Source organism: Gordonia humi (assembly GCF_014197435.1).
Lineage (GTDB): Bacteria > Actinomycetota > Actinomycetes > Mycobacteriales > Mycobacteriaceae > Gordonia > Gordonia humi.
On sequence record NZ_JACIFP010000001.1, the window covers coordinates 961942 to 988318 of the forward strand.

Sequence of the window (26377 nt, forward strand, 5' to 3'; positions counted from 1 at the left end):
TGCCGGACTCGTCTGTTACCAACGGTCGGGACCGAACAGTAGTCTGGATGACGATGTCTGAGAACACCTCCACCGGTGCGACCGGTGTCCCCGAAGAGTCCGACAACGCCGGCGAGTCCGCAGGCGGTCTGACCGTCGACGAATTGCGGGACTGGCTCCGGCAGTGGGTCGCCGACGCGACCGGACAGCCGGTCGAGCAGATCCCCGTCGAACGTCCGATGGAGGAGCTCGGGCTCTCCTCCCGCGACGCGGTGGCGTTGGCCGCCGACGTCGAGGACCGCACGGGCGTCGTCTTGAACGCCACCGCCGTCTACAACCACCCGACGATCGCGTCGCTGGCCACCCGCATCATCGACGGCGATCCGGACGCCGACCTCGATGTCGACGCCGACCGCTTCTGGGAGCGCGACCGCGACGATGCCGACGACATCGCCATCGTCGGCATCGCGACCCGGTTCCCGAAGGCCGGACACACACCGGAGTCGACGTGGCAGGCGCTGATCGGCGGCGTCGACGGAATCTCCGACCTCCCGGACGACCGCTGGCGCGAGTTCAAAGCCGACCCGCGGCTCGCCGAGGCGATCGAGAACGGCAACGTCAAGGGCGGGTACCTCGACGACGTCGAGGGGTTCGACGCCGACTTCTTCCAGATGTCGCCGCGCGAGGTCGAGAACGTCGACCCGCAGCAGCGACTCGCGCTGGAACTGACCTGGGAGGCGCTCGAGCACGCGCACATCCCGGCCTCCGATCTGCGCGGCGGTCAGGTCGGTGTGTTCATGGGCACCTCGACCAACGACTATCAGATGCTGGCGACACTCGGCCTGTCCGAGGGAGCCAGCGAGACCGCGGCGTACGCGCTGACCGGTACGGCCACGTCGATCGTCGCCAATCGCGTCTCCTACTTCTTCGACTTCCACGGTCCGTCGCTCGCGATCGACACGGCGTGCTCGTCGTCGTTGGTGGCCGTGCACGAGGCGGTCCGCAGTCTGCGCTCGGGCGACAGCGACGTCGCGATCGCCGGTGGCGTCAACATGCTGATCACCCCGGCGGCGACGCTGGGCTTCGACCAGATCGGCGCGATGGCGCCCGACGGTCACATCAAGGCCTTCTCGTCCGATGCGGACGGCATGATCCGTTCCGAGGGCGGCGGCGTGTTCGTCCTCAAGCGTCTCGCCGACGCACGCGCCGACGGCGACCACGTGCTGGCCGTCGTCGCGGGCAGCGCCGTCAACTCCGACGGGCGTTCCAACGGCATCTTCGCGCCCAACCCCGAGGCCCAGGTCGAGGTCCTGCGCAGTGCGTACGCCGACGCCGCGGTGGATCCGCGCACCGTCGACTACGTCGAGGCGCACGGCACCGGCACCGTCCTCGGCGACCCGATCGAGGCCGACGCACTCGGTCGGGTCGTGGGTCGAGGCCGGCTGCCCGGCTACCCGATGCTCCTGGGCTCGGCGAAGACCAACTTCGGTCACATGGAGGCCGCCGCGGGCGCGGGCGCCCTGGCCAAGGTGGTCCTGTCGCTCCAGAACGACAAGATCCCGGCGTCGCTCAACTATGTCGGACCCAACCCGTACATTCAGTTCGACGCGACCAACCTGCAGGTCGTCACGGAGAACGCCGACTGGCCGCGCTACTCCGGTCATGTGATCGCGGGTGTCTCGGGATTCGGCTTCGGCGGTACCAACGCACACCTCGTCGTGCGCGAGGTGCTGCCGTCAGACCTGACTCCCGGCGCGAACGGGGTAGAAACCACCCCCGCGGCCGAGGGAACTTCCACTCCCACCGTCGACGCCTACGACGATGACGACGACGAGGACTTCCTGACCGAGGCCGAGCGCGCGGTGCTCGCCGCGCAGGCGAAGTCCGAACCCGAGCCGGTCGCCGTCGACGACACCGACCCGGCCGACGGATTCGCGCCCGCCGCCGTCGACGGCGCCGTGGTGCCGCTGGTGCTGTCGGGCTTCCTGTCCTCCCGCCGCCGCAAGAGCGCGCAGGATCTGCTGGAATGGCTCGAGTCCGACGAGGGCAAGGCCACCCCGCTCGTCGAGATCGGCCGCGCGCTGGCCAATCGCAACCACGGTCGCACCCGGTCGGTCGTCATGGCCCGTACCTACGAAGACGCGGTCAAGGGCGTGCGCGCCGTCGCCGACGGCAAGCAACTGCCGTTCGTATACACGTGCGACGCTCCCGACGCCGCATCGGCGGTCTGGCTGCTGTCGGGCTTCGGTTCGCAGCACCGCAAGATGGCCAAGCAGTTGTACACCGAGAATCCGGTGTTCGCGAAGTACGCCGACCGTGTCGACGCACTGATCCAGCGCGAACTCGGCTATTCGATGGTCGAGATCTTCCTCGACGACGCGCAGGCCTACGAGATCGAGACCGCGCAGATCGGCATCTACACGATCCAGGTGGCGTTGGCCGACACGATGGCCCACTACGGGGCCGAGCCCGGCGTGCTGGTTCCGCACTCGATGGGCGAGGCGTCCGCCGCGTACATCTCCGGTGGACTCTCGCTGGAGGACGCGACTCGCGTCATCTGCCAGCGTTCGCGTCTGATGGGCGAGGGCGAGGCCATGCTGACCGGCGACGACATCCGGTTCATGGCGCTCGTCGAGTACAGCGCGGACGACATCAACGACGTCCTCGTCGACTTCCCGGATCTGGAGATCTGTGTCTACGCGGCGCCGACCCACACCGTGATCGGCGGTCCCGGACCGCAGGTCGACGCGATCGTCGAACGGGCCGAAGCCGAAGGCAAGCTCGGCCGCAAGTTGCAGACCAAGGGCGCCAGCCACACCTCGCAGATGGATCCGCTGCTCGGCGAGCTCTCGTACGAGATCACCGGCATCGAACCGCAACGACTGAAGGTCGGCGTCTACAGCTCGGTCGACCGCGAGGCGTTCTACCGCGCGGGCCATCAACCGATCCACACCATCGACTACTTCCTCAAGGGACTGCGCCACAGCGTGTGGTTCTCGCAGGCCATCGCGAAATCGGTGGAGGCCGGTCACCGTACGTTCGTCGAGCTGTCGCCGAACCCCGCCGTGCTGATCTCGGTGGCTGCGGTGACCTTCGGTGCCGGAGTGCACGACGCCGAACTCGTAGAGACCCTCCGCCGCAAGGAGGACGAGAGCTACGGCCTGGTCAATGCGCTGATGAAGCTATACGTGCACGGTCATCCGGTGGACGTCGCCTCGCTGTTCGGCAAGGGGCCCCGGGCCCGGTTCGCCGACGTTCCGCGCACCCGCTTCGAACGCAGACCGTACTGGCTCGAGGCGTCGATCAGCGGCGGCTCGAGTGCGGGCACCGTCCCGGGAGCGCACGTCGGTCTGCCCGACGGTCGGCACGCGTGGGAGGTCAACGCCTCCGCCGTCACCGATCCGAACACCCTGGTGCTGGCCGCGGCGAAGCAGATCCTCGGACCGGACGCCGCCGTCGCCGCCACCGAAGCGGTGCGCCCGATCCCGTCGACCGGCACCGTCACCACCACGTTCACCCGTCACCCGGGAGGCGGAGCGATCGCCGTGCACGCCGACGCGGCCGGTGCTCATGCGCTGCTGTTCGAGGCCGCGGTCACGGGGGCTCGACTCGGCTCGACCGGCGGGGAGGCGGCTCCCGGACCGGTCGAGGCCGCGTCGCCCGCTGCCGTCTTCGCCGACGACCACGTGGTCGTCGAGGACGAGATCGTCGAGAACATCGGCGACAAGTGGAAGCCGGACTCCGGTCAGAGCGTCGGTGATCGTCTCGCGATCATCGTCGGCGAGTCGATGGGCTACGACCCGGAGGATCTGCCGCGCGAGATCGCTCTCATCGAACTCGGTCTGGATTCGCTGATGGCGGTCCGCATCAAGAACCGCGTCGAGTACGAGTTCGACATCCCCCAGCTCCAGCTGCAGGCGATGCGCCAGGCGAACCTCTCCGACGTCGAGAAGTTCGTCCAGTTCGCGGTGACCCACCGCGACCAGCTCGATCAGCTCAACGAGCAGGCCGTCGGCGGCGGCGACCTCGACACCGCCGCTCTCAACGCCTACATCGACGAGCAGCTGGCACGGGAGACGCAGGCACCGGCTGAGTCGGAGGCCGCCCCGGCTCAGGAGTCGGCCCCGGTGTCGGAGCCGTCCCCGCCGGCCGAGCGACCGGAGGAGCCGAGCGACGAGGGGAGTCGAGAGCGATCGACCGCGCCGACAACGCAATCGACGAACACCCCGTCCCCCGCGCAGCCCACCGACCTCTCCTCTCAGGCCGCCGTCGCCGAGGCCGCGGGCTCGGACGTTCCGCCGCGTGACGCCGCCGAGCGTCTCACCTTCGGTGCATATGCGGTGGTCACCGGTAAGTCTGCGGGCGGTGTCTTCAACAAGCTGCCGGTGCTCGACGAGGAGACGGCGGAGAAGCTGACCGAACGTCTCAACGAGCGGACGGGCGGCGACGTCGACGTGGAGGACGTTCTCGACTCGGAGACCATCGAGGAGATGTCCGACTACGTTCGTCGGCAGATGGACGACGCGGGCGACATCGACGGATTCGTGCGCTACCTTCGCGTTCCGACGGAGAACGGTGCGCCCAAGCATTCGTTCGACGTGGCGGCGGGCGACCCGACGCCGATGCTGATCTTCCATCCCGCGGGCGGCAATACGACGGCCTACGAGGCCCTGGTGAAGCGGCTGCCCGCCGACGTGCCGGTGATCGGTTTCGACCGCGTCGAGGGTTCGATCGAAGAGCGTGTCGAGCAGTACATGCCGAAGCTGCGCGAGATCCAACCGCACGGACCGTATGTGCTGGTCGGCTGGTCGCTGGGCGGTGCGCTGGCCTACGGCGCGGCACAGACCCTGCTCGCGGCCGGCGAGGAGGTCGCGTTCGTCGGCCTCATCGACGTCGTCCGCCCGAGCGAGGACGTGCCGGACACCCCGGAGAACAAGCGGGCCCGTCTGGAGCGGTGGAAGTCGTTCGCGGTCAAGACGTACGGGCTCGACGAGAACATCCCGGTGCCGATGGACCGTCTCGTCGAGGCAGACGACGACGAACAGTTCGCGATCATCATGGAGATGATGGCGATGAGCGATGCGAAGATCCCGGGCGGGATCATCGAACACCAGCGGACCTCGTTCATCGACAACCGGGTGCTCAGCAACATCGACCCGACGCCGTACGACGGCAAGGTGGTCCTGTATCGCGCTGACAAGATGCACGACGGCGCCATCGAACTGGAACCGCAGTGGGCGCAGATCGACGAGGACGGTCGCTGGGGCGAGGTGGTCGACGATCTGGAGATCCTGCACATCGGTGGCGATCACCTGGGCATCGTCGACGAGCCACACATCGCGAAGGTCGCCGCGGACCTGGGTGAGCGCATGAAAGGACTGAAGAAGCAGTGACTGATCACACGACTGCCGGAAAACTCGCCGAACTGCGGCGCAAGCTTGAGATCGCGGAGGAGCCGGGCGGCGAGAAGGCGATCGCCAAGCGCGTGGCGAAGGGCATCAACTCGCCCCGCAAGCGGCTGGAGATGCTGTTCGACGAAGGGACCTTCGTCGAGGTCGGCGCCCTGGTGAAGGCGCCGGGCGCTCCCGAGAGCGGGTTCGGTGACGGCGTCGTGACCGGTCACGGACTGGTGCACGGCCGTCCGGTCGCGGCGTTCAGCCACGACCAGACCGTCATGGGCGGCAGCGTCGGCGAGATGTTCGGCCGCAAGGTGTCCGCGCTCATGGAGTGGGCGGGCAAGCTCGGCTGTCCGATGGTCGGCATCAACGACTCGGCGGGCGCCCGCATCCAGGACGCGGTGACCTCGCTGGCCTGGTACGCGGAGATGGGTCGTCGCAACGATCTGCTGTCGGGTCTGGCGCCGCAGGTGTCGGTGATCCTCGGCAAGTGTGCGGGCGGCGCCGTGTACACCCCGGCCAACACCGACATCCTCGTCGCCGTCGAGGACAAGAGTTACATGTTCGTCACCGGCCCCGACATCCTCAAGGCGGTCAATGGCGAGGAGATCTCGGCCGAGGACCTCGGATCTGCGCACAACCAGGCGCGGTGGGGCAACATCCACCACGTCGCCGAGGACGAGACGGCCGCGTTCGACTGGGTTCGCGAGTATCTGCAGTACATGCCGTCGAGCGTGTACGAGGAGCCTCCCGTGATCAATCCCGGGCTCGAGCCGGAGATCACCGAATCGGATCTGAGTCTCAACGAGTTCATGCCCGACAGCGACAACGCCGGATACGACATGCACGACGTCATCATCCGGTTGTTCGACGACGGCGCGTTCCACGAGGTCGCGGAGATCTTCGCACCGAACATCATCACCGGTTTCGCGCGCGTCGACGGACGCAGCGTGGGCGTCGTCGCCAATCAGCCGAGCGTCATGGCGGGCACTCTCGACACGGATGCGTCCGAGAAGGCGACCCGCTTCGTCCGGATCTGCAATGCGTACAACATTCCGCTCGTGTTCCTGGTGGACACGCCGGGCATCCTGCCGGGTCTGGCCGAGGAGCAGAAGGGCACGATCCGTCGTTCCGGCAAGTTTCTGTACGCCTATGTCGAGGCGGACGTTCCGAAGGTGACCGTCGTGCTGCGCAAGGCCTACGGCGGCGCATACGCGGTGATGGGCTGCAAGCAATTGGGCGCCGACATCAACTTCGCGTGGCCGACGGCGAAGATCGCCGTGATGGGCGCCGAGTCGGCCGCCGTCATGCTGACGCGTCGTCAGACCGAGGGCATGTCGGTCGCCGAAGCCGACAAGGTGCGCCGCGACTTCATCGACTTCTACAACGTGATGATGGCGAACCCGTACCTGGCCGCGGAGAAGGGCTACATCGACGCGGTCATCGAGCCGTCGGAGACCCGCCTGCAGCTCCGCAAGGCGCTCGCCCAGCTTCGGGACAAGCATGTGCTGCGCACCGAGCGCAAGCACTACCTGATGCCGATCTAGGATTCGACGGAACAGCAACGACGTGTGCCCGGCTCGCGGGTCTCGTTCCGCCGGTCGCAGGACGAGTCACGCGACTCGGGTCAGGCGGCGTCGAGGAGCGTCGCCAGGAGCGCTTCGACGGCCGAACCCGAGCCGCGGGGTGGACCATGGGGCAGGAACTCCGGTTCCTGCCCGACGTGGTGGAGTGGGTTGACCTGCCACGGGCGGGTCGATCCGGACGGTCGCCATCCGACGCGCCCGGTATCCGGGCCGTCGTGCACGATGCCCGTCTCCCATTTCCCGGGTCCCTTCCCCTCGGCCCGATTGTGCTTACCGCACGCCGCACCCAGGTTGACGATGTCGGTCGTCCCGCCGTCTTCCCACCTTGTGACGTGGTGGGCTTCGGTCCGGGAGAACGGGACATCACATTCAGGGGCCGAGCACCCGCGATCACGGGCGAACAACGCCAGCCGCTGCGCCTTGGACGCCAACCGTTTACCCCGCCCGAGGTAAAGGATTTCGCTGGTATGGCCTTTGAACACGGCCAGGTGCGGGGTCGCGTGGGCGGCGACCTCGACCAGATCCTTCACCGGAACCCGCGCCCCGGTCGCCGTATACGCGAGACCGGCCTCGGCAGCCAACTCCTGGTCGGTGACGGTCACGACCAGCTCGGCCGGAATCCGATCCGGCCGGCCGAGCGCACCATGTCCCAACACGACGTCGAGCATCGCGGCCAGCGCGTCGTGGTTGCGTTGGGCGGTGCTGCGGGTATCGCGCTCGACCGCTGCGGCCAGGGCGTCGGCATCGATGCCGTCCCGGTCGACGGCCCCGAACACCGGTGTTTCATCGTCGGGGTTGTTCATCCCGGGCGCGGCCCACGCGGTCAGGACGACGTCGAGTTTGGCCCGCACCGCTGGAGTCAGCGATCCGCGGAGTTTGGACATCAACCGGGCATCGTGCGGGGCCACGGTGAAACCGCGCGTGCGTGTGCGGTCACCGTCGTCGGTGAGGTCCCCGTCGGGGTCGAGGTGACCCAGGAGCCGCTCGCCGACTGTGCGGACTCCGTCCGGAGACAGTGTGCGCGCCGCGGCGGCGAGGTGTTCTTCGGCGGTGGTGACGGTGTCTGTGTCGATCGCGGCGGGAATCTTGTCGATCACGTCGGCGATAGTGCGGACGTGTGCCCGGTTGATGCCGCCCTCACGCAGGGCGTGGGCGGTGGCCGCCAAACGGGCAGGGAGTCGTTGGCCGCCGATGCCGAGGAATTCCCCGGTGGCGAACATGAGTTTCATGCGGGTGTTGGCTTCGGGTGCGCCCACCCGGAGGCCGGTGGTCATGTATTTCTGTATGTTTTGGAAACCGCGGGTGTGGAAGGCGTACTGGTCGTTGATTTCGATCATCAGCGAGGTGGTGGCGGCTTCGTGGCGGTTGCGGATGCGTTCGTTGGTTTCGGCGGCGGCGAGGAGGTCGTCGCCGGTGAGGGCGGCGAACTTGGTGTTGTTGAGTTTGGCGAACGCGGCCTCGGCGAGCGCGAGGAGAGCTGCGGGTGAATCCGGGAGTGTCGGGCCGTCGTGGGTGGGTTCGGTCATCGGATTCACCTCCTGTAAGTGCTGGTCATAGCCTTTTTCGACCTTTGACCACACACTAACAAGAGCCTCTGACAATTCCATTCGTGCGCTGGTGGGATGAGGCGGTCAGCGGTGCAGACAGGTCTAGATCCTGCTTACCCCACCACCTGGCCGAACGCCGCCCCGATCCCATAGGTGACGGCCATGGCGAGTGCGCCGCCGATCACCATGCGGATCGTCGCGCGCGGGATGCGGGAGCCGCCGAGCTTGGCGCCCAGAGCGCCGGTGAACGCGAGGGCCACGAGAACCACGGCGAAGCACACCGGAACTCGCCAGGTCTCGGGCGGCAGCAGGATCGCGATCAGCGGAAGCAGCGCACCGACCGTGAACGAGACCGCCGATGAGCCCGCCGCCTGCCACGGGTTCGTCAGATCGTTGGGATCGATGCCGAGTTCGAGCTGCGCGTGCGCGGTGAACGCGTCGTGTGCGGTCAGCTCGCGCGCCGCGTCCCGCGCGGTCTCCTCGTTGATTCCCTTCGCCGTCAGGATCATCGCGAGTTCGTCCAACTCGTCGTCGGGATCGTTCTCGAGTTCCCACTTCTCCTTCGCCAGCAGTGAAGCCTCAGTGTCACGTTGCGTGCTCACCGACACATACTCGCCGAGCGCCATCGACACCGCACCGGCGGCCAGCCCTGCGATCCCCGCGGTGAAGATCGATCCGCGTTCGGTGGTCGCCGCGGCGACGCCGACGACGATGCCCGCCGTCGACACGATGCCGTCGTTCGCGCCGAGCATGCCCGCGCGCAGCCAGTTGAGGCGATTGGCGAGGCCGGACGTGTGTGGTTCATCGGCGTGAGTCGCGTCGACGTCGGTGCTCATGCGGTCATTCTCGCCGGGAACACCATGTCCGGCAACGAAGGTCAGGCTAGGGTGCGTCGCCTAGGAGAACTGGTCGTAGGAGAGTTTCACCGCCATCACGACTACGACGACGAGCAGCGCGTACCGAACGATCGCGGTGCCGCGTCCCAGGACCAGCCGGGAGCCGAGCACCGAGCCGACGACGTTCGCCACCGCGAGGATCACACCGAGCAGCCACAGCACGTGTCCCTGTGTGGCGAACACCGCCAGCGCGCCGAGATTCGTGGCGCTGTTCGCGACCTTCGCCATCGCCGAGGACTGCAGATAGCTCTGATGAAGCAGCGCGGTCAGGGTGATGATCAGGAACATTCCGGTGCCGGGGCCGAACACACCGTCGTAGAAGCCGATCACGGCGAGGACGCAGAGCGCCACCACGAACCTCGGCCGGGAGACGGGAGTCGTCGACTCCTGCGTTGCGCCGAACTGCGGTCGCAGCGTCACGAAGACGCCGACGCACACCATCACGACGATCACGAACGGTCGCATCACATCCGAACTGACCGCGGACGCGGCAAGTGCGCCGCCGACCGCGGCGACTCCGGCGATCGGCACCCCGATCGCCAGCAGCCGACGGTCCACCCGCACCCGCCGCAGATAGAGGACGGCCGCCGTCGCCGTGCCCCAGACCGCGGTCAACTTATTGGTACCGAGCGCGACGGCCGGGGCCGCCTGCGGAAAAGCGATGAGCAGCAACGGGATCAGAACCAGACCTCCACCACCGACGACGGCGTCGATCCAGCCGGCCACGAGCGCCCCGCCCGCCAATAAGGTCAACAGCGGCAGGTCTGGCAGGTCCACGTCCACAGATTACCCAGCGGGCCTCAAGGAACCCGGCCTACTCTCATACGCCATGAACACCACCAACGGGCTGCCGTTGCATCCACTGGTCGTACATCTCGTCGTCGTCCTCGTCCCACTCACCGCGCTCGCAGTGATCGTCGCCGCACTGTGGCCGCGGGCCCGCGCCTGGATGGGGCCGCTTCCGGCGGTCCTCGCACTCCTCGGACTGATCGTCACCCCGATCGCGACGACGGCGGGAGAAGACCTCGAACACACGCTGGGATCCTCGCCCGCGATCGAGACACACGCCTCGGCAGGAGACGTCGTCATCATCGGCACCGGATGCCTGTTCGGCGCCGCCGCACTGCTGTACCTGTCCGGAGCGTCGTGGGCGACGAGTCGCCTCCCGTTGTCACCGTCGGTGCTCACGGCGGTGGACGTCGTCGCTCGCGTCCTCGGCGTGGCCGCGTCGATCGCCGCCGTATACCTCGTCTATCGGGCGGGAGACACCGGAGCGCACGCCGTCTGGGGCGGCTGAGGGGATCGATCGCCGGACCGGGCCGACTACCCTCGTACACGTGCCTGTGCCCAGTCCGAACCTCGACGGGATCAGCGTCGACGTCGACGGACTGACCCGGCGGTTCGCCGACGACACCGGGCTCGCTCCCGTCGACCTGCACATTCAGGCGGGGGAGTTCGTATCGGTGCTCGGTCCGTCGGGCTGTGGGAAATCGACGCTGCTGCGGTGTCTGGCCGGCCTGGAGCACCCCGACGCCGGTCGTGTCGCGTTCGGCGACCGGGTGGTGTTCGACGCCGAGACAGGCGTCGACGTCGGAGTCCGACGGCGAGGGCTGGGCATGGTGTTCCAGGATCTCGCGCTGTGGCCGCACCTGACGGTCGCGGGCAACGTCGCCTTTCCGCTGAAGGTCGCGGGCGTCGGACGCACCGAGACCGCGGAGCGAGTGGCGGCGATACTCGACCGCGTCGACCTCGCCGGGGCCGCCGACAAGTCGCCGCACGAATTGTCGGGTGGTCAGCAGCAGCGGGTCGCGATCGCCCGCGCCGTAGTCGCCCGGCCCGGAGTGCTGCTGCTCGACGAACCCTTCTCCGCGCTCGACGTCGCCCTGCGGACCAGGCTGCGCGCGGAACTGCGCGATCTGGTCACCGCGCTGGCGCTCACCACCGTGTTCGTGACTCATGATCAGACCGAGGCCATGGCGATGTCCGACCGGGTGGTCGTGATGAACGACGGGTCGATCGTGCAGATCGGCGAGCCGGAGCGCCTGTACCGGCATCCGGCCGACCGATTCGTCGCCGAGTTCCTGGGGCCGGTGAACGATCTGCCGTCCGGCGGTGCGGTCCGCCCCGAGGCCGTACGCGTCGTCGGCGTCGACGACACCGATCTGACCGGCGTCGTCGACGGCAGTGTGTACGTCGGTGGAACGTTCGAGGTGACCTGTCATGTGGGCGGCGTCGACGGGCCGTGGTTGCTTCGCACTCCCTCGCGTCACGCGCCCGGATCGTCGATCGGGCTGGCCGTCGACACCGGGGAGATGATCCTGCGATGAGACGCGGGTGGACATGGGCGACGGTCGTGGTGGCGGCGACAGTGCTGGCCGCCTGCGGGTCGGCGCCGCCGCTGCCCGGCGCGGAGGTCGACGCGACCTGGAGTCCGCCGCCGGGACTCTCCGGGGAACTGACTCTCTACTCGGCGAATCCGCAGAAGCTCACCGACGATCTCGCACACGCGTTCACCGAGGCCACGGGCGTGAAGGTGGACGTCTTCGGTGCCGAGACCGGCAAGCTGACCGCCAAACTCGATGCCGAGTGGGCCAACCCGCGCGCGGACGTCGTCTACCTCGCATCCTGGGCGCCCGCCGCGAAGTACGCCGCGGCCGGTCGTCTCCTGGAACACCGAGTGCCCGACGCCGCCGCGGTCCGCGACGACTGGACCGGACCGGACGATCAGTTCGTCGGTCGGGACGGCTCGGCGCTGGCGCTGGTCGTGAACACGAAGGTCGCGCCGTCGACGCCGAAGGACTGGTCCGATCTGGCCGCGCCCGAGTTCAGGGGCAAGGTCCTCATGCCCGATCCGCGGGAGTCGGGCACGGCTCGCGATCTGATCGCGGCGATGGTCGCCGGCCACGGACGGGACAAGACGTGGGCGCTGTTCGACGAGCTCTTCGCTAACGGGCTCGCGGTGCAGGGTGCCAACGGTCCCGCGCTCGATGATGTGACCGCGGGTTCGCACGCGGTGGTCCTCGGCGGTGTGGACTACTCCGCGTACACGGCGATCGACAAGGGCGAACCGCTCCAGGTGGTGTCGCCGTCTTCGGGTACCACCGTCACGCCGAGGCCGGTCATGATTCTCCGCGGGACCGAGAACCCGGCGGCCGCGGCCGCGTTCGTCGACTTCATGATGTCGGTGCAGGGGGAGCAGATCTCGGCGGCGCACAAGATGATCCCGGGACGCAGCGACGTCGCCGTCGCACCCGGTGTCCGCCCGTACGAGGACATCGAACGGCTCAGTTTCACCTGGGACCAGATCACCGAGATCGGCGGCGACGTGCTCGCCGAGTTCACGAAGCGGTATCTGACGCGGTGAACTCCATCCGTACACCGCAGCGTCGGCGCGGTCGTGTCGGCGGTCGGGGTGTGCTCGCTCTCGCGGTGATCCTCGCGATCGCTGTCGCGGCTCCGCTCGTGGCGGTGCTGGTGCGCGCGGTGATCGGTTATGACGGGAGCCCGTCGGCGCTGGGTGCCCTCGCCGATGCGGACAATCTGCGTGTCATCGGCAACACGGTGCTCCTGGGTGTGCTCGTGGTGGTGATCGCCACGGTCATGGCCGCGCCGTTGGCGTATCTCATGTCGTGGACGCCGATGCGTGATAAGCGGTGGGTCGATGTCGCGGTGATGGTGCCGTTCATGACTCCGCCGTATGTCGCGGCGTTGGCTTGGATGGACTTCACTCGTGTCGACGGTCTGGCCGATCGCTGGCTCGGGACGTGGGTCGGTGACGGGGTCCGTGCGGTCCTGAACACTCCGGTCGGGATGGCTGCGATCATGGCGTGTGAGTTGTTCACGTTCTTGTATCTGTTGTTGCGCAATCGGTTCGATGCGATGTCGGCGTCGAGTGATGAGGCTGCTGAGGTGTCGGGGGCGTCGTGGGGTCAGCGTCTGCGGTGGGTCACGTCGCCGTTGATGACGCCGACGTTCGCGTTGGGTGCGTTGGTGGTGTTCTTGCGGGCGTGTGCCGAGTTCGGTACACCGATCACGTTGGGTAATCGCATCGGTTTTCCGGTGTTGGTGTCGGAGATCTATCGGGACGTGACGATCGATCCGCTCGATTTCCCGCGCGCGTCGGCGTTCGCGTCGGTGTTGCTCGGTATGGGTGTGACGGTGTGGGGTCTGCAGCAGTGGGTTGCGCGTAGGGAGGTGCCGCTGGGTGCGCGGACCGGGCGTCGGGTGTTGGTTCGCGGCGGCCGTTGGCGGCTGGTCGGCTACCCGTGGATCGCCGTGGTCCTCCTGGTGTCGGTCGTGGTGCCGTTCGTCGCGGTGATCATCGGCGCGATGACGGTCCTGCGCTCGGGTCCGTTGAACCTGAGCAATCTCACCTTCGACTACTTCACTCGTGTCCTGCAGCCGGGGAAGGGACTCGAGGCGTTGGAGAACAGCGCGGTCCTGGCGGCGGTCGCCGCGACCGCCGCCACGGTCTTCGTGCTCGCGTACGTCAGCGTCATGACGGTTGCCCGGTCGAAGTCCCCCGCGATGCCCGGGTTGCGTCGTGTCGTGGATCTGTTGGGTGTGGCGCCGGATACGGTGCCGACGATCGTGCTGGTCATCGGCTTCATCTTCCTGTGGAATGCGCCCTGGCTTCCGGTGACCCCGTACAACTCTGTGTGGATGATTGTTCTGGCCTACACGGTGATCATGCTGCCGTTGGTTCTGCAGTCGATCAAGTCCTCGCGTATGTCGTTCGGTGACGGTTTGGTGGAGGCGAGTGCTGCGGCCGGGGCGTCGTCGTGGCAGACGATGCGGCACATCGTGGTGCCTTTGATGGCGCCGGGGATCGTCGCCGGTTGGCTCCTCGGTTTCTTGTTCGGGTTGCGTGAGGTGGTGGCGTCGTCGTTGCTGCGGCCGGCCTCGCTCGAGCTGGTGTCGCCGTGGATTCTTTCTGAGTTCGATCAGGGGAACCGGCCGGAGGCGATGGCGATGACGGTGGTCGGTGTCCTCACCTCCACGGTGGTGCTCGTCGTCCTGGAGTGGTGGCGACGACGCATGGCCGCGGCGCGGGTCGGGTGACGCGGAACCGAGACGCTATCCCTTGAACGGACGACCCTCGTGTGCATAATTAGGTAATGCTTACCAAAGTTACGAAGAGCGTCGACGGTTGGTCCGCGTGGGGGCTGGCGGCCTTTCGGATCGTCGTCGGATTCCTGTTCTTCTGTCATGGTGCGTCGACACTGTTCGGTTGGTTCCTGACCTCGCACGGCGGTGAGACGGCGCAGATCGGCGCCTGGCCGTCGTGGTATGCGGGTGTCATCGAGTTCGTCGGCGGTCTACTGGTCATGGTCGGGTGGGGCACCCGGACCGCGGCTCTTCTCGGTGCGGGGTCGATGGCCGTCGCCTACTTCTGGAAGCATCAGGGCGACGGGTTGCTGCCCGTGCAGAACGACGGGGAGTCCGCGACCCTGTTCTGCTGGGCTCTGCTTCTGCTGGTCTTTCTGGGTCCGGGCCGATTCGCGCTCGAGTCGGTGGTGTGGCGACGCGGTCGGCCGCAGCCGCAGCCGCAGCCGCGGGCGGCGAGCGGCGATCGGAGGCTGGCGGTGGTCGGGGAATAGGTCAGATGCGCCGTGCCCCCGGACCCGGTTCGGCGTGCACGGCACTCGGGTCGGTGATGCGATGGCCGTCGTCGCAGCGGAGTTCCAGGTGCACGTGTGCGCCGCAGCCGTCGTGGCCGATCTGAAGGGCCGGTCCGCTCGGGTCGGAGCGGTGCGCATCGCCCCACGCCAGGAGTGACAGCAACACCGGCTGGAGATCGAGTCCGGCATCGGTGAGGCGATACTCCTTGCGGCGTCGCGCGCCGGGTTCGGCGTAGTCGACGGCGCGGAGCACGTCGTCGTCGACGAGGCGACGCAGCCTGTTGGCCAGGACCGAGTCGGAGATGCCGGTGTGCTGCCTGATCTGGTCGAATCGACGGATGCCGTTGAACACCTCGCGCAGGATCAAGACGCTCCAGCGGTCGCCGATCACGTCGAGCGTTCGCTGCACCGAGCAGTTCTCGGTGTCGTAGTCGAGCCAGTTCATGTGGCCATGGTATCTGGCTCGTGTATTGACAGCCAGCTCCTCGTTCATCTAACTTCCAATCAAGAAGCCAGATGATGGGAGACCGATCATGACCGACACCCCCGCACTGCCCGACCTCGGGCCGGACACCGCGAGCGAATTCCTGAAAGCGGCCGGCTTCATCGTCACCGTCGCGACCGGAACCAGGGTCGAAGGCCACGTCGACCTGGGCGAGCGGCACCACACACCGTGGGGTGTGGTGCACGGCGGCCTGTACGCCACCATCGTCGAGAGCGCGGGCAGCATCGGTGCGAGCGCCGCCGTCGTCGATCGCGGGCAGTTCGCGGTCGGCGTCCACAATGCGACGGACTTCCTGCGTCCGTCGAAGGGCGGCCGCGCGACGGTCCTCGCCGAGCCGATTCAACAGGGTCGGATCCAGCAGTTGTGGCTCGTGGAGATCACCGACGCCGCGAGCGGTAAGACCCTGGCCCGCGGACAACTGCGACTGCAGAACGTTCCGCTGCCAGAATGAGTCCATGACCGACTACCTCGATCCGCACTGGCCGACGGCGGTCCTGGTGATCATCGATGTGCAGCGCGACTTCGTCGACTCCGTCCCGGGCACCGCCGACGTGGTGCCGACGATCGCCAGGCTCGCGTCGTCGTTCCGGGCGGCCGGGCGGCCGATCGTTCACGTCGTGCGGTCGTACGCCGCGGGCGAGAGCGATGTCGACGTGGTCCGTCGGTCCGCGATCGAGGCGGGCGAGGCCGCAGTCGAACCGGGAACACCGGGCGCGCGGATACCCGACGAACTGCTGCCCGCCGTCGTCGACCTCGACTGGGATCTGCTGAGGTCGGGACGGGTCCAGCGACTCGGCGACGTCGATCACGCGCTCTACAAACCGCGCTGGTCGGCGTTCTATCGGACCCGCCTGGACGCGCTGCTGCGGGGAGCCGACGTCGACACCGTGGTGGTCGCCGGCTGCAATCTGCCGAACTGCCCGCGCGCCACGCTGTTCGACGCGTCCGAACGCGACTACCGGACGGTGCTGGTGACAGATGCGACGTCGCAGACCACGGCCGAGCGGATCGCCGATCTGGAGCTGATCGGGGTGCGGTCCGCGACGGTGGACGAGGTCACGGGGGCGATCGGGCGGTCCGCGTCTGTGTCAGCGGTGGGTGGGCACACCGACGTCTGTCGCGACGACGATGCCGGCCGCCACCAGTGACCGGCGCTCGTCAGCGCTGTAGCCGAGTTCGGCCAGGATCTCCTGGCTGTGCTGTCCCAGGAGCGGGGCGGGGCGGGGTGTGTGTCGTTCGAACTCCTCACCCGCCGCGGCGTGATCGATCGGCGGACGCGCCAGACGCGCCGATCCCAGTCCGGGCTGCTCCACCGGTGCGAAGAAGTCCGAGGCGCTGAGCTGCGGATCGTCGAACAGGTCCTCGATCGAGTTCACCGGGCCGTGCGGGATGTCGGCGGACGCGAACGCCGCCGACCACTCGGCGGTCGTCCGGGTGGCCATCTCCTCGGCGAGCAGCGCGTACAGATCGTCGACGTGCGCGGTCCGTCCGCGGATGTCGGAGAACCGTGGATCGTCATTCAGTTCGGGGCGTCCGATGAGATCGAAGAACGACGTCCAGTGCTTGTCCGCGTACACCATCACTGCGAGGTGCCCGTCTTTCGTCGCGTACGGGCGTCGGTTGGGCGAGTCGGTGCGGACGTAACCGGTCGGCCCGGTCGGCGGGTCGGGGATCCAGCCGCCCTGGCGGTCGAGCAGCATGAACGAGGCCATGCCCTCGAGCATCGGGACCTCGACGGCGCGTCCGACCCCGGACACGTCGCGGGCGTGCAACGCTGCGCAGGCGGCGGCCGCGCCGTAGAGTCCGATCACCTTGTCCGCGGCCGCGGAACGCCAGTACGCGGGCTCGGCCCCGTTCACCGCCTGGGCCGTCGCGACGCCGCTCGACGCCTGGATGACATCGTCGTAGGCCGGCTGGTCGGCGAGCGGTCCGCCCCGCGCGTACCCGCGGAAGCCGCAGTGCACCAGACGCGGATTGATCGCGTGCAGATCCTCGAAGGTGATGCCGAGGCGAGCGGCGGCAGGCGGCCGGATGTTGTGCACGAACAGGTCCGCCTCCGCGACGAGGCGATGCAGGATCGACGTGGCTTCGGGCTGTTTGAGGTCCAGCGCGATCGAGCGTTTGCCCCGGTTGGCGTTGACGAACACCGGTCCGACTCCCGTGCCGGCGTCATCGGCGATACCGCGGACCTGATCGCCCTTCGGCGACTCGACCTTGATGACGTCGGCGCCCCACTCGGCGAGTACCTGGGTAGCGTACGGGCCCATGAAGACGGTGGAGAGGTCCAGGACGCGGACCCCGTCGAGTGGGAGCGTGCTCATCGGCGTGCCGCCCGCTCCGCCTGACCGATCACGACGGGCCACAGCTGCGTCGGAGCGGCCCGGACCAGCGCCCCGAGTGCTCGGTCCCATGCCCGGGTGGTGCCGAACTCGCTGCGCCAGTCGAGGGCGGCCAGCGTGAACAGGTGCAGCGGATGCTCCTGTGTGGTGCCGATCGCGCCGTGCGCCTGATGGGTGTTCCGGACGACGACCGATGCCGCGTGCCCGGCGCACGACCGGGCGACGGCGATCTTCGTCGCGGCCGCGGGATCGCGCAGCCCCTCGGCCGCCGCCTCCGACACCGCGGCGTCGACGGCGGCTCGGGCCAGCGCCGATTCGGCGGCGGCGTCGGCCACCAACTGCTGAACGGCCTGGAACTTGGCGAGCGGCCGGCCGAACTGGATGCGGACACTCGTGTGCTCGACGGCGAGGTCGACGGCCTTCTGTAGCGCACCCGCGCACTGTGCGGCTCGGGCGAGGGCTCCGCGCAACGCCAGCTCGTCGAGCACGGCGTCGGCGTCGGCGAGTTCGGCTCCGGCGGGCAGCTCGCCGGTCAGCGCGAGGTCGGCGCGCGGCTGGCCGGAGTTCGTCGGCACCGATGCGATGTCGGCGACGGCGCCCAGCGCGCTCGCTTCGACGTCGACGACCGTCGTGGAGCCGCCGCCGCGGCGGACGATGACGACCGACCGTGCGCCGCCGAGCCACGGCACCGCGGCGGCATGACCGCTCTCGTCGAGCACGGCGACGGTGCGCGGCGTCGTCGGGTCGCCGACGGGCAGTCCGGCGGTCGCCAGCAGCCAGTTGGCGAGCAGGTCCGTCTCGATCAGCGGAAGATGCCGTGCGTTCGCGGCGGCCTCGCTGTACAGGGCGGCCGCTTCGAGAAGTCCCGCACCGGAGCCACCGTCCTTCTCCGGCGTCGTCAGCGCGACGAGACCGAGTTCGGCGAGCTGGGTCCACAGCGCCTCGTCGAAGACGACACCGCTCCCCGCGGCGGTGAGCCGATCGGTCACATCACCGTCGAGGACGTCGCGCATCATCTGCACCAGATCGGCGTCGGCGGCGGCGGTCTGCAGAGTCTGATCGTTCATGGGAGTGTCTCCTTCGCTGTTCCGGCTCACCGCATGCCCAGCCCGCGGGCGATGACGCCGCGCAGGATCTCGTTGGTTCCGCCGCGCAGGGTGAATCCGGGACGCTGCGTCACCGCGCGTCGGGTGAGGATCGACACCGCACCGGTGCCCCCCGCGGGCAGAGCAAGGTCGGCGACGTCGGCGATGTCTCCTTCGAGTGACGTGCCGAGCACCTTGACCAGGGCCGCGGGTACGTCGGCGGCCTCGCCCTTCTGCAGGGCGGTCGCCACCGAGAGCGACATCTGGTGCAGTCCGCCGAGCCGTCCGACGATACGACCGAGTTCGGCGTCGTCGATGTCGACCTCGTCGTTCCGGGTGATCTCGTCGACGAGTCCGTACGTGGACAGGAATCGTTCGGGCCCGCTGCGTTCGAAGCTGAGTTCCGAGGTGACCTGCTTCCAGCCGTCGCCGAGTTCGCCGATCACGTGGTCGTCGGCGACGAACACACCGTCGAGGTGGATCTCGTTGAAGTGGTGCAGACCGTTGGCCGAGATCACCGGGCGGATCTCGACGCCCGGATCCTTCAATTTCACGAGCAGCTGACTCAGTCCGGCGTGTCGGTTCGGGCGTCCGCCGGGCACCTCCTCGACCGGGGCGGTCCGCACCAGTGCGATGAAGGCGTCCGCCTCGTGCCCGCCCGAGGTCCACAGCTTGGTGCCGTGCACACGCCATCCGCCGTCGACCTTCTCGGCGCGGGTGCGGACGCTCGCCAGGTCCGACCCGGAGTCGGGTTCGCTCATGCCGATGCCGAAGAACATCTGGCCCGCGGTGATGCGCGGCAGGTACGCCTGCTTGATGGCGTCGCTGCCGTAGCGCAGGATGGTCGGCGCCACCTGGCGGTCGGCGATCCAGTGGGCGGCGACAGGTGCTCCCGCGGCGAGGAGCTCCTCGGTGACGACGAACCGCTCGAGAAAGGTGCGGCCGTGTCCGCCGAATTCGGTGGGGATCGTCATGCCGAGCCAGCCCTGCTCGGCGAGCGCCGTGGTGAAGGCGACGTCCCAGCCGCTCAACCAGGTGTCGACGGTGGGGGTGAACTCGCCCGCGTCGCGTCGGGCGGCGATGAACTCGCGCACACGGCGGCGCAGGTCGATCAGTTCCGGAGTCTCCCGCACGGCGGCGGGCATCAGTGTGGGCATCGGGGTCTCGTCTCCTCGTGACGCTGATCGCCTACGTTTATAAGTGATCCTCTACGTAAATACGTAACTCGTGTAGAGTAGTTCACAGCGGCGGGACGGTCAACGCATCGACTGGGACGATGATCGGGCGCCGCATGCTGGTTCGACATCGATCTACGTGAGGGGCGACCGTGGCAGAACGACCGGCGACGGTGCGCCCTCGTCATCGCATGGTCGACCGTGTATCGGGAATCCTCGAGTTCGTGGCCCGCTCGGAGGGCGTCTCGCTGACCGAGATCTCACGCCACGTCGGGGCCCCGGTCTCGTCCGTCCAGGGCCTGGTGAACGGCCTCGTCGCCACCGGGTATCTCGACGAGCGGGCGCGTGTGTACCGGCTGGGCGTCGCACCGTACTTCTTGAATCTGCTCGCCGGACGAGGCGCGGTGAACCGCATCCTGCACGAGGACCTCGTCGCGCTCCATGAGAAGACGGGCAGCACCAGCGCGGTCCTGTCGGTGGCGGTCGGTTCCGACATCGTCTACATCGACCACGTGTCCGACGATCCGCACACGGCCTACCTGGCCGAACGATTCCTTCGACGGTCACTGATCCGGACGTCGACGGGATGGGTGCTGATGGCCGACTGGGAGTCGCGCGACCTCTGGGCCTACTTGGAGACCCTCGGCGACGACGACCGGCCGCGGGTCCAGAAGCTCCTCGACGAACTCGAGTCCATCCGGACCACCGACATGTCGGTGCTGCCGAACATCGCCGAGGACCCCGATCTCGACGGCATCTCGATCGCGGTCCGCGAACGCGGTCGCGTGGTGGCCGCGGTCGGTGTCGTCGGGCGGCATGACGAACTGGCCCGCAACCGCGAGCGGATCGTCGACGCCCTCCGAGCCCAGGCCCGCGCGTGGGACGCGCGCGGGTGACGACCGATTCACCTCCGACAACCCCCTGGAAAGGAAATCCATCATGAGCGAACCCCTTCTCGTCGAACGCGCCGATCACATCGAGACGTGGACGATCAACCTCCCCGAACAGCGCAACCCGATCTCCCGCGATGACATGATCGAGGCGTTCGTGCACAACACGCGTCGCGTGCAGGGCGACCTCGACGTGCGAGCCATCGTGCTCACCGGCGCGGGCTCGGCGTTCTCGGCCGGCGGCAACGTCAACGACATGCAGACCAAGTCGGGCATGTTCGCCGGTTCGCCGTACGAGATGCGCAACGGCTACCGGGGCGGCATCCAGCGGATCCCGCTCGCGATGAACGACCTGGAGGTTCCGGTGGTGGCCGCGGTGAACGGCCCCGCGGTGGGTGCGGGCTGCGACCTCACGATGATGGCCGACATCCGCATCGCATCGACCAAGGCGTGGTTCGCCGAGTCGTTCGTGCAGTTGGGCATCATTCCGGGCGACGGCGGTGCCTGGCTGCTGAGCCACGCCGTCGGACCGCAGCGCGCCGCACAGATGGCTCTGACCGGCGACCGCGTCGACGCCGAGACCGCGTTGAAGTGGGATCTCGTCGCCGACGTCGTCGAGCCCGAGGAACTGATGCCCGCCGCGCTGAAGCTGGCCGGCCGCATCGCGAAGAACCCACCGCACGCGACGCGGATGGCGAAGCGGCTGCTGAAGGAGTCGCGGACCTCCGACCTGCGTGAGGTGCTCGAACTGTCGGCGACGATGCAGGCGCTCTCGCACCACACGGCCGATCACGAGGAGGCGTTGGACGCGTTCCTGAACAAGCGCGAGCCCGACTTCCAGGGCCGCTGAGCTTCAGCGCCGTCCTGAGCTTCGACACTGACGTCTCGTCGCGTGCGCGATCAGGCCGGCCGCCGCGACGGACCCGGCGGCGCCGACCGTCAGCGCGCCGAACGCGAGACGGAAGGCCGTCGACAGATGGTCTGCGTGTGCGGCGATCAGGACCGCGCACACCGCGCCGCCGAGGGAGCCGCCGATGCGTTGCAGGATGTTGACCTGGGTGATCGCGTCGGGAAGATCGGTGGACGTCACCGCCTTGTACGCGGTGACGCCCGCCGGAATGGACACGAGTCCGACGCCGACGCCGTAGGCGACGAGAAGCGCCTGGACGGCGACGGTCGGCAGAGCGAGCGGCGAGATCGCCAGTGGCAGAGTCGATGTCACGGCGACGATGCCGCCGATCGTGGCTGCCGGTGCCGGTCCGTGTCGGTCGACCCAGCGACCGGCGAGCGGCGCGGTGACGGCCGTCGCCGCAGCGACGCCGATCAGGCTGACGCCCGCTTGCAGCGGACTCTGGCCGTGGCCGAGCTGGAAGTAGAGGGCGTGGACCACGCCGCTGCCGAAGACCAACGCACCGGAGAAGAGCGCCGCCGTCGATCCGGCGCGGAACGCGGGGAGTCGGTACAGGCGCAGACGCAGCAGTGGATGCCGAGTGCGTCGGGAGGCGATGACGAACAGGCCCAGGAGTGCCACCGAGCTCGCCGCCATACCCGCGGTCGCGGCGTCCAGCCGGCCGCCGTCGCCCCACCTGCTCGTCGCCACGACCAGCAGAGCGAGACCGGAGCTGACCGCGACCAGGCCGAACCAGTCGAGCCGAACCGAACCCGTCGGCTCGCCGCGCGGAACGATCCGTCGCCCGAGCGCGATCCCGGCCACACCGATAGGCACGTTCACGGCGAACAGCCAGGGCCACGGCAGGGCGTGCAGGATGAGACCGCCGAGCAGCGGGCCGATCGCGGGTGCGGCGCCGACCGCGATGCCGAGCGCGCCCATCACCCGCCCCAGTCGCGGCGGCCCGACGGCGGTGCCGAGGATCGCCTGACCGCTCGGGATGAGAACACCGCCGGCCAGACCCTGCGCGATGCGGGCCGCGATCAGCGACGCGGCGCTCGGCGCGATTGCGCACAGGACCGAGGCGACGGTGAACGCCGCCAACGCGGCCAGCCACACCCGCCCGGTTCCGAAACGTCGTCCGAGCCATCCGGCGAGGGGCAGTGACACGGCCAGGGCCAGCAGATAACCGCTGACGATCCACTGCGTCGTCGACAACGTCGAACCGAGCTCGGACGTGATGGAGTCGAGTCCGACGTTGACGATGGAGGCGTCGAGTCCGCTGGCGAACGCGCCGAGGACCACCACCCAGCACAGCCTCCAGGTGGCTGCGTCGATGCGATCGGACGTCGGCGCCGTGGTGGTCATGACACGGACTCCGTGCGGAGTGACCGCAGGGCCGTCGCCCAGTCGATGAGCTCGTCGAGCATGCGGTCGCAGATCGCCCGGGCGCGAGGCGAGGGTACAACGGCGTCGCCGTCGAAGTCGCCGGACAGGCTGAGCGGGACGCTGCTGCGCACGCAGGCCACCTTCACTTCCGCGAGCGTCAGGCGTAGATGTTCGACGGCGCGGACTCCGCCGTCGAGGCCGTAGCCGACGAGGCCCGCGGCCTTATCGGTCCACTCGGCGAACAGGAAGTCGATCGCATTCTTCAGCGCGGCGGGCATCGAGTGGTTGTACTCCGGGGTGACGAAGACGAAGGCGTCGAACTCGGCCACCGCATCCGCCCACCGGAGGGTGTGGTCACGCGTGTACTCGCCGACGGCGGCCGCGGTCGGCTCATCGAGCAGGGGCAGGTCGAAGTCGGCGATGTCCAGGAGCGCGACGTCGGCGCGGCCGGCGAGGGCCTCGGCGGCCAGACCGACGAACCACTCGGCGACGCGAAGCGAGCGGCGATTGGGTCGGGTGCTGCCGGTGACGACGGCGACGGACAGGGGATGAGGTGATGTTGTCGTGGTCATATCCACAAAGTACAACGAACATTGCACTTAGTACAATGGTCAATGTACTCAGGAGAGGGGTCGGAACATGCGAGCGGACAAACAACGAGACCTGCTCGACGGGGCCCTGCGGGTGTTCGCCCGCGACGGGTTCTCACGTGCCTCGGTCGGGGCGCTGGCGTCGTCGGCGGGCGTCTCCACCCGTACGATCTACAACCAGTACGGCAACAAGGAGGCGTTGTTCCGTGCGGTGATCCTGGACAGTGCGACAGCCGTCGCCGACCGTCAGATCGACCATGCGGCAACGCTTCTCGGTCGCATCACCGATCCGCGCGAGGATCTGATCTCCTTCGGTGAGGCGTGGTCGACACGGGAGCCGGAGACGGCTCTGCATTTCGCGATGGTGAGGCAGGTCGTCGCCGACCGTGAGCACATCGACCCGGATGTGCTCGACGCCTGGCAGGAGGCGGGGCCGCGGAGGGTGCGCGACGCGATCGCCGGACATCTGCGTCGCCACGCCGATGCCGGGGTCTTCCGGATCGACGACGAACGGATCGCGGCCGTCCAACTCGTGCAGCTGACGGCCGGGTCGGTGGACTCGATCCCGGGAGTCGACGTGAACGGAATGGTTCGAGCGGGTGTGGACGTGTTTCTGGCGGCCTACGGGGTGTGACGCCGACCCGTCGAGAAGGCTCCGGCTGCCCGACCGGTGGATCGGACGTTCCTCACCCTGCCGCCTGCAGCACCGTCGAGATCCTCGCCGCGGCCGCGACGACCCGCGCGATCTTCGTCTGGAGTGCCGCGCCGGTGAAGTGCTCCGCGCGCCCGCCGACGCTGATGGACCCGAGAATTCGGCCTGAGGCGTCCAGGATCGGCGCGGCGACGGCGGCGACGTCGTCGAGGAAGTCCGAGTCGCTCACCGAGTAGCCGACCTCGCGGACTTCGTCCAAGTGTGCTGCCAGGGCTTCCGGTGTGTGCAGGGTGCGGCCGGTGTACTCCGGGAGGTCGTCGCGAATCCACTTGTCGCGCAACGACTGCGAATGGGCGAGTATGACGACCGGGCCTGCCGCCGCGTGGTAGGGCAGTACGGTGCCGATGTTGATCCCGGCGACGACGAGGCTCGCCGTGCCGTCGATCTTGTCGATGCACACCGCGCCCTCGGCGGCCGGGACCATGAGGAACGCGGTGTCGCCGAACTCGGCGGCGAGACTCGCCATGTGCGTCTGCGCCGCAGATCGAATGTCCATGTCGGCCAACGCTGATGAACCGATCTCGAACAGGCGCACGGTGACCCGGTACGAGCCGTCGCCGGTGCGGTCCACCCACCCCGCGTGAATGAGGGTGGCCATCAGCCGGTGAACCGTGGTCTTGTTCATCCCGCTCGCCGCGGTCAGGTCGTTGAGCGTCCACGTCGGCTGGTCGGCGCCGAAGTGGTCCAGGAGGGTGCATGCCTTCAGCAGCGCGCCCACCAGGTCCTTCTTCGGCGGCTCTTCGGGGATCGACGGCGGGGTCACAGGCGGTCTCTGCTTCTCTCGTGAACGGGACGTATCGCCATCGTATGCAGGGGCTTCACAGCGCCCTTGACTTGTGATGCGCGACACCTCTATCTTCATATCGTAATTCGAAATGCATTCCGTATTACGAAATGGAGTTTAGATCATATGAGCGCACCCTCGCTTAAAGACCTCACCGCACAGGGACTCGTCTACGCCCCCGGCGTCTGGGACGGACTCACCGCACGCCTGGCCGACCAGGCCGGATTCAGCGCACTCTGTGCATCCGGGTTCGCCATCTCGGCGGCCCTCGGTCTGCCCGACGCCGAGCTGTACACCATGAGCGAGAACCTCGCCGCCGTCCGCACCATCACCTCGGCGTCCGATCTGCCCGTCGTCGCCGACATCGACACCGGATACGGCAACGCCGTCAATGCCGGACGCACCGCCGAGGCCTTCGTGAAGGCCGGGGTGCAGGGCATGTTCATGGAAGACCAGGTCTCGCCCAAGTCGTGCCCGATCTGCGTCGGCGAGCCCGTCGACCTCATCTCGGTGCCGCAGGCCACCGGCAAGATCCGCGCCGTGCGCGACAGCATCCCCGACGACGTCCTGCTCATCGCGCGCACCGACGCGACCGGTGACGACGCGATCCGCCGTGCACAGGACTACGTCGAGGCCGGTGCCGACATGATCATGCCGGTCACCAAGACCTTCACCACCGTCGAGGAGTGGGAACGCTGCCACGACGAGGTCGGTGTGCCGCTGATGGCGACGCTGACCGCCTCCACATGGACCGAGCGGGAGTTCACCCCGGAGATCCTCGAACAGATCGGCGTCCGCCTCGCGCTCCTGCCGACGCAGGTCCTGATGGCGGCGACCGGCGCCGCGCAGACCGCGCTGCGTCGCCTCGCGTCGGGTGAGCCCGCAGCCGACGTCAGCGCCGACGCCCTGGCACACCACGACTTCGTCGACATGATCGGCTTCGCCGACATCGAGGCCCGCCAGCGCAAGTACCTGCCCGAGCGGGGCGAGTGAC

At 68.3% G+C, this 26377-nt stretch carries 23 protein-coding genes; 13 read left to right on the forward strand and 10 right to left on the reverse strand.

What is annotated here, in order from left to right:
• Positions 1–53: 53 nt before the first annotated feature.
• Both pks13 and BKA16_RS04335 read left to right on the forward strand, forming a co-directional pair.
• Entirely contained in the window at positions 54–5372 is a 5319-nt protein-coding gene (pks13, locus tag BKA16_RS04330) for a polyketide synthase Pks13 (protein WP_183369515.1), read from the forward strand.
• Positions 5369–6922 carry a carboxyl transferase domain-containing protein gene (locus tag BKA16_RS04335; protein WP_183369516.1) on the forward strand — a complete coding sequence of 518 codons (1554 nt, stop codon included), beginning with the start codon at positions 5369–5371 and terminating at the stop codon, positions 6920–6922. Before pks13 ends, BKA16_RS04335 begins: the two co-directional genes overlap by 4 nt.
• 80 nt (positions 6923–7002) lie before the next feature.
• On the opposite strand, the gene BKA16_RS04340 is transcribed toward BKA16_RS04335, so the two are convergent.
• From BKA16_RS04340 to BKA16_RS04350, 3 genes are all read right to left on the reverse strand, one after another.
• The gene (locus tag BKA16_RS04340; protein ID WP_183369517.1) at positions 7003–8487 is read right to left on the reverse strand and encodes an HNH endonuclease signature motif containing protein; all 1485 of its coding nucleotides are present in this window, start codon (positions 8485–8487) and stop codon (positions 7003–7005) included.
• Between the two features lie 134 nt (positions 8488–8621).
• Positions 8622–9344, reverse strand: a complete 723-nt coding sequence (locus BKA16_RS04345) for a VIT1/CCC1 transporter family protein (RefSeq protein ID WP_183369518.1) — start codon at positions 9342–9344, stop codon at positions 8622–8624.
• A 60-nt stretch (positions 9345–9404) separates the two neighbouring features.
• Complete coding sequence (locus BKA16_RS04350; protein ID WP_183369519.1) at positions 9405–10181, reverse strand: TSUP family transporter; 777 nt, start codon at positions 10179–10181, stop codon at positions 9405–9407.
• A 52-nt stretch (positions 10182–10233) separates the two neighbouring features.
• Between BKA16_RS04350 and BKA16_RS04355 the strand changes: the two genes are divergently transcribed.
• Genes BKA16_RS04355 through BKA16_RS04375 form a run of 5 tightly spaced genes read left to right on the forward strand, consistent with a single transcriptional unit; the run spans position 10234 to position 15004 of the window.
• Complete coding sequence (locus BKA16_RS04355) at positions 10234–10701, forward strand: DUF2231 domain-containing protein (protein WP_183369520.1); 468 nt, start codon at positions 10234–10236, stop codon at positions 10699–10701.
• Between the two features lie 40 nt (positions 10702–10741).
• Positions 10742–11731 (forward strand): ABC transporter ATP-binding protein, encoded by a 990-nt coding sequence (locus tag BKA16_RS04360; RefSeq protein ID WP_343067275.1) that lies wholly within the window; start codon positions 10742–10744, stop codon positions 11729–11731.
• On the forward strand, positions 11728–12768 hold the full coding sequence (locus tag BKA16_RS04365) for an extracellular solute-binding protein (protein ID WP_183369521.1): 1041 nt from the start codon (positions 11728–11730) through the stop codon (positions 12766–12768). Before BKA16_RS04360 ends, BKA16_RS04365 begins: the two co-directional genes overlap by 4 nt.
• Positions 12765–14465 (forward strand): ABC transporter permease, encoded by a 1701-nt coding sequence (locus BKA16_RS04370; protein WP_343067276.1) that lies wholly within the window; start codon positions 12765–12767, stop codon positions 14463–14465. The genes BKA16_RS04365 and BKA16_RS04370 overlap by 4 nt, the downstream gene beginning before the upstream one ends.
• 56 nt (positions 14466–14521) lie before the next feature.
• On the forward strand, positions 14522–15004 hold the full coding sequence (locus tag BKA16_RS04375) for a DoxX family protein (protein ID WP_183369522.1): 483 nt from the start codon (positions 14522–14524) through the stop codon (positions 15002–15004).
• Position 15005: 1 nt separating this feature from the next.
• Here BKA16_RS04375 and BKA16_RS04380 read toward each other — a convergent pair whose 3' ends face one another.
• Positions 15006–15470, reverse strand: coding sequence for a winged helix-turn-helix transcriptional regulator (locus BKA16_RS04380; RefSeq protein ID WP_183369523.1), 465 nt, complete (start codon positions 15468–15470; stop codon positions 15006–15008).
• Positions 15471–15558: 88 nt separating this feature from the next.
• Between BKA16_RS04380 and BKA16_RS04385 the strand changes: the two genes are divergently transcribed.
• Both BKA16_RS04385 and BKA16_RS04390 read left to right on the forward strand, forming a co-directional pair.
• Entirely contained in the window at positions 15559–15981 is a 423-nt protein-coding gene (locus tag BKA16_RS04385; protein WP_183369524.1) for a PaaI family thioesterase, read from the forward strand.
• Between the two features lie 4 nt (positions 15982–15985).
• Complete coding sequence (locus BKA16_RS04390; RefSeq protein WP_183369525.1) at positions 15986–16678, forward strand: cysteine hydrolase family protein; 693 nt, start codon at positions 15986–15988, stop codon at positions 16676–16678.
• Here the strand turns inward: BKA16_RS04390 and BKA16_RS04395 are convergent.
• From BKA16_RS04395 to BKA16_RS04405, 3 genes are read right to left on the reverse strand one after another with little or no spacing between them, the layout of a single operon-like run.
• Entirely contained in the window at positions 16619–17851 is a 1233-nt protein-coding gene (locus BKA16_RS04395) for a CaiB/BaiF CoA transferase family protein (protein WP_183369526.1), read from the reverse strand. The two genes, BKA16_RS04390 and BKA16_RS04395, sit on opposite strands and share 60 nt — an antisense overlap.
• Entirely contained in the window at positions 17848–18936 is a 1089-nt protein-coding gene (locus BKA16_RS04400; RefSeq protein ID WP_183369527.1) for an acyl-CoA dehydrogenase family protein, read from the reverse strand. The genes BKA16_RS04395 and BKA16_RS04400 overlap by 4 nt, the downstream gene beginning before the upstream one ends.
• A 26-nt stretch (positions 18937–18962) precedes the next feature.
• Positions 18963–20111, reverse strand: a complete 1149-nt coding sequence (locus BKA16_RS04405; protein WP_183369528.1) for an acyl-CoA dehydrogenase family protein — start codon at positions 20109–20111, stop codon at positions 18963–18965.
• A gap of 170 nt (positions 20112–20281) precedes the next feature.
• Here BKA16_RS04405 and BKA16_RS04410 point away from each other — a divergent pair, with 170 nt between their 5' ends.
• Together BKA16_RS04410 and BKA16_RS04415 are read left to right on the forward strand one after the other, a co-directional pair.
• Positions 20282–21025: a helix-turn-helix domain-containing protein gene (locus BKA16_RS04410; protein ID WP_343067277.1), complete on the forward strand. Its 744-nt coding sequence runs from the start codon at positions 20282–20284 to the stop codon at positions 21023–21025.
• A 43-nt stretch (positions 21026–21068) separates the two neighbouring features.
• On the forward strand, positions 21069–21869 hold the full coding sequence (locus tag BKA16_RS04415) for a crotonase/enoyl-CoA hydratase family protein (RefSeq protein ID WP_183369529.1): 801 nt from the start codon (positions 21069–21071) through the stop codon (positions 21867–21869).
• Positions 21870–21872: 3 nt separating this feature from the next.
• Here BKA16_RS04415 and BKA16_RS04420 read toward each other — a convergent pair whose 3' ends face one another.
• Together BKA16_RS04420 and BKA16_RS04425 are read right to left on the reverse strand one after the other, a co-directional pair.
• Positions 21873–23276: a DHA2 family efflux MFS transporter permease subunit gene (locus tag BKA16_RS04420; RefSeq protein WP_183369530.1), complete on the reverse strand. Its 1404-nt coding sequence runs from the start codon at positions 23274–23276 to the stop codon at positions 21873–21875.
• Positions 23273–23869, reverse strand: coding sequence for an NADPH-dependent FMN reductase (locus tag BKA16_RS04425; RefSeq protein WP_183369531.1), 597 nt, complete (start codon positions 23867–23869; stop codon positions 23273–23275). Before BKA16_RS04425 ends, BKA16_RS04420 begins: the two co-directional genes overlap by 4 nt.
• A gap of 67 nt (positions 23870–23936) precedes the next feature.
• Between BKA16_RS04425 and BKA16_RS04430 the strand changes: the two genes are divergently transcribed.
• Positions 23937–24521 carry a TetR/AcrR family transcriptional regulator gene (locus BKA16_RS04430; RefSeq protein ID WP_183369532.1) on the forward strand — a complete coding sequence of 195 codons (585 nt, stop codon included), beginning with the start codon at positions 23937–23939 and terminating at the stop codon, positions 24519–24521.
• A 52-nt stretch (positions 24522–24573) separates the two neighbouring features.
• Here BKA16_RS04430 and BKA16_RS04435 read toward each other — a convergent pair whose 3' ends face one another.
• Positions 24574–25362 (reverse strand): IclR family transcriptional regulator, encoded by a 789-nt coding sequence (locus tag BKA16_RS04435; protein ID WP_343067278.1) that lies wholly within the window; start codon positions 25360–25362, stop codon positions 24574–24576.
• A gap of 147 nt (positions 25363–25509) precedes the next feature.
• On the opposite strand from BKA16_RS04435, the gene BKA16_RS04440 reads away from it, so the two are divergent.
• Positions 25510–26376 carry an isocitrate lyase/PEP mutase family protein gene (locus BKA16_RS04440; RefSeq protein WP_183369534.1) on the forward strand — a complete coding sequence of 289 codons (867 nt, stop codon included), beginning with the start codon at positions 25510–25512 and terminating at the stop codon, positions 26374–26376.
• Position 26377: the final 1 nt, after the last annotated feature.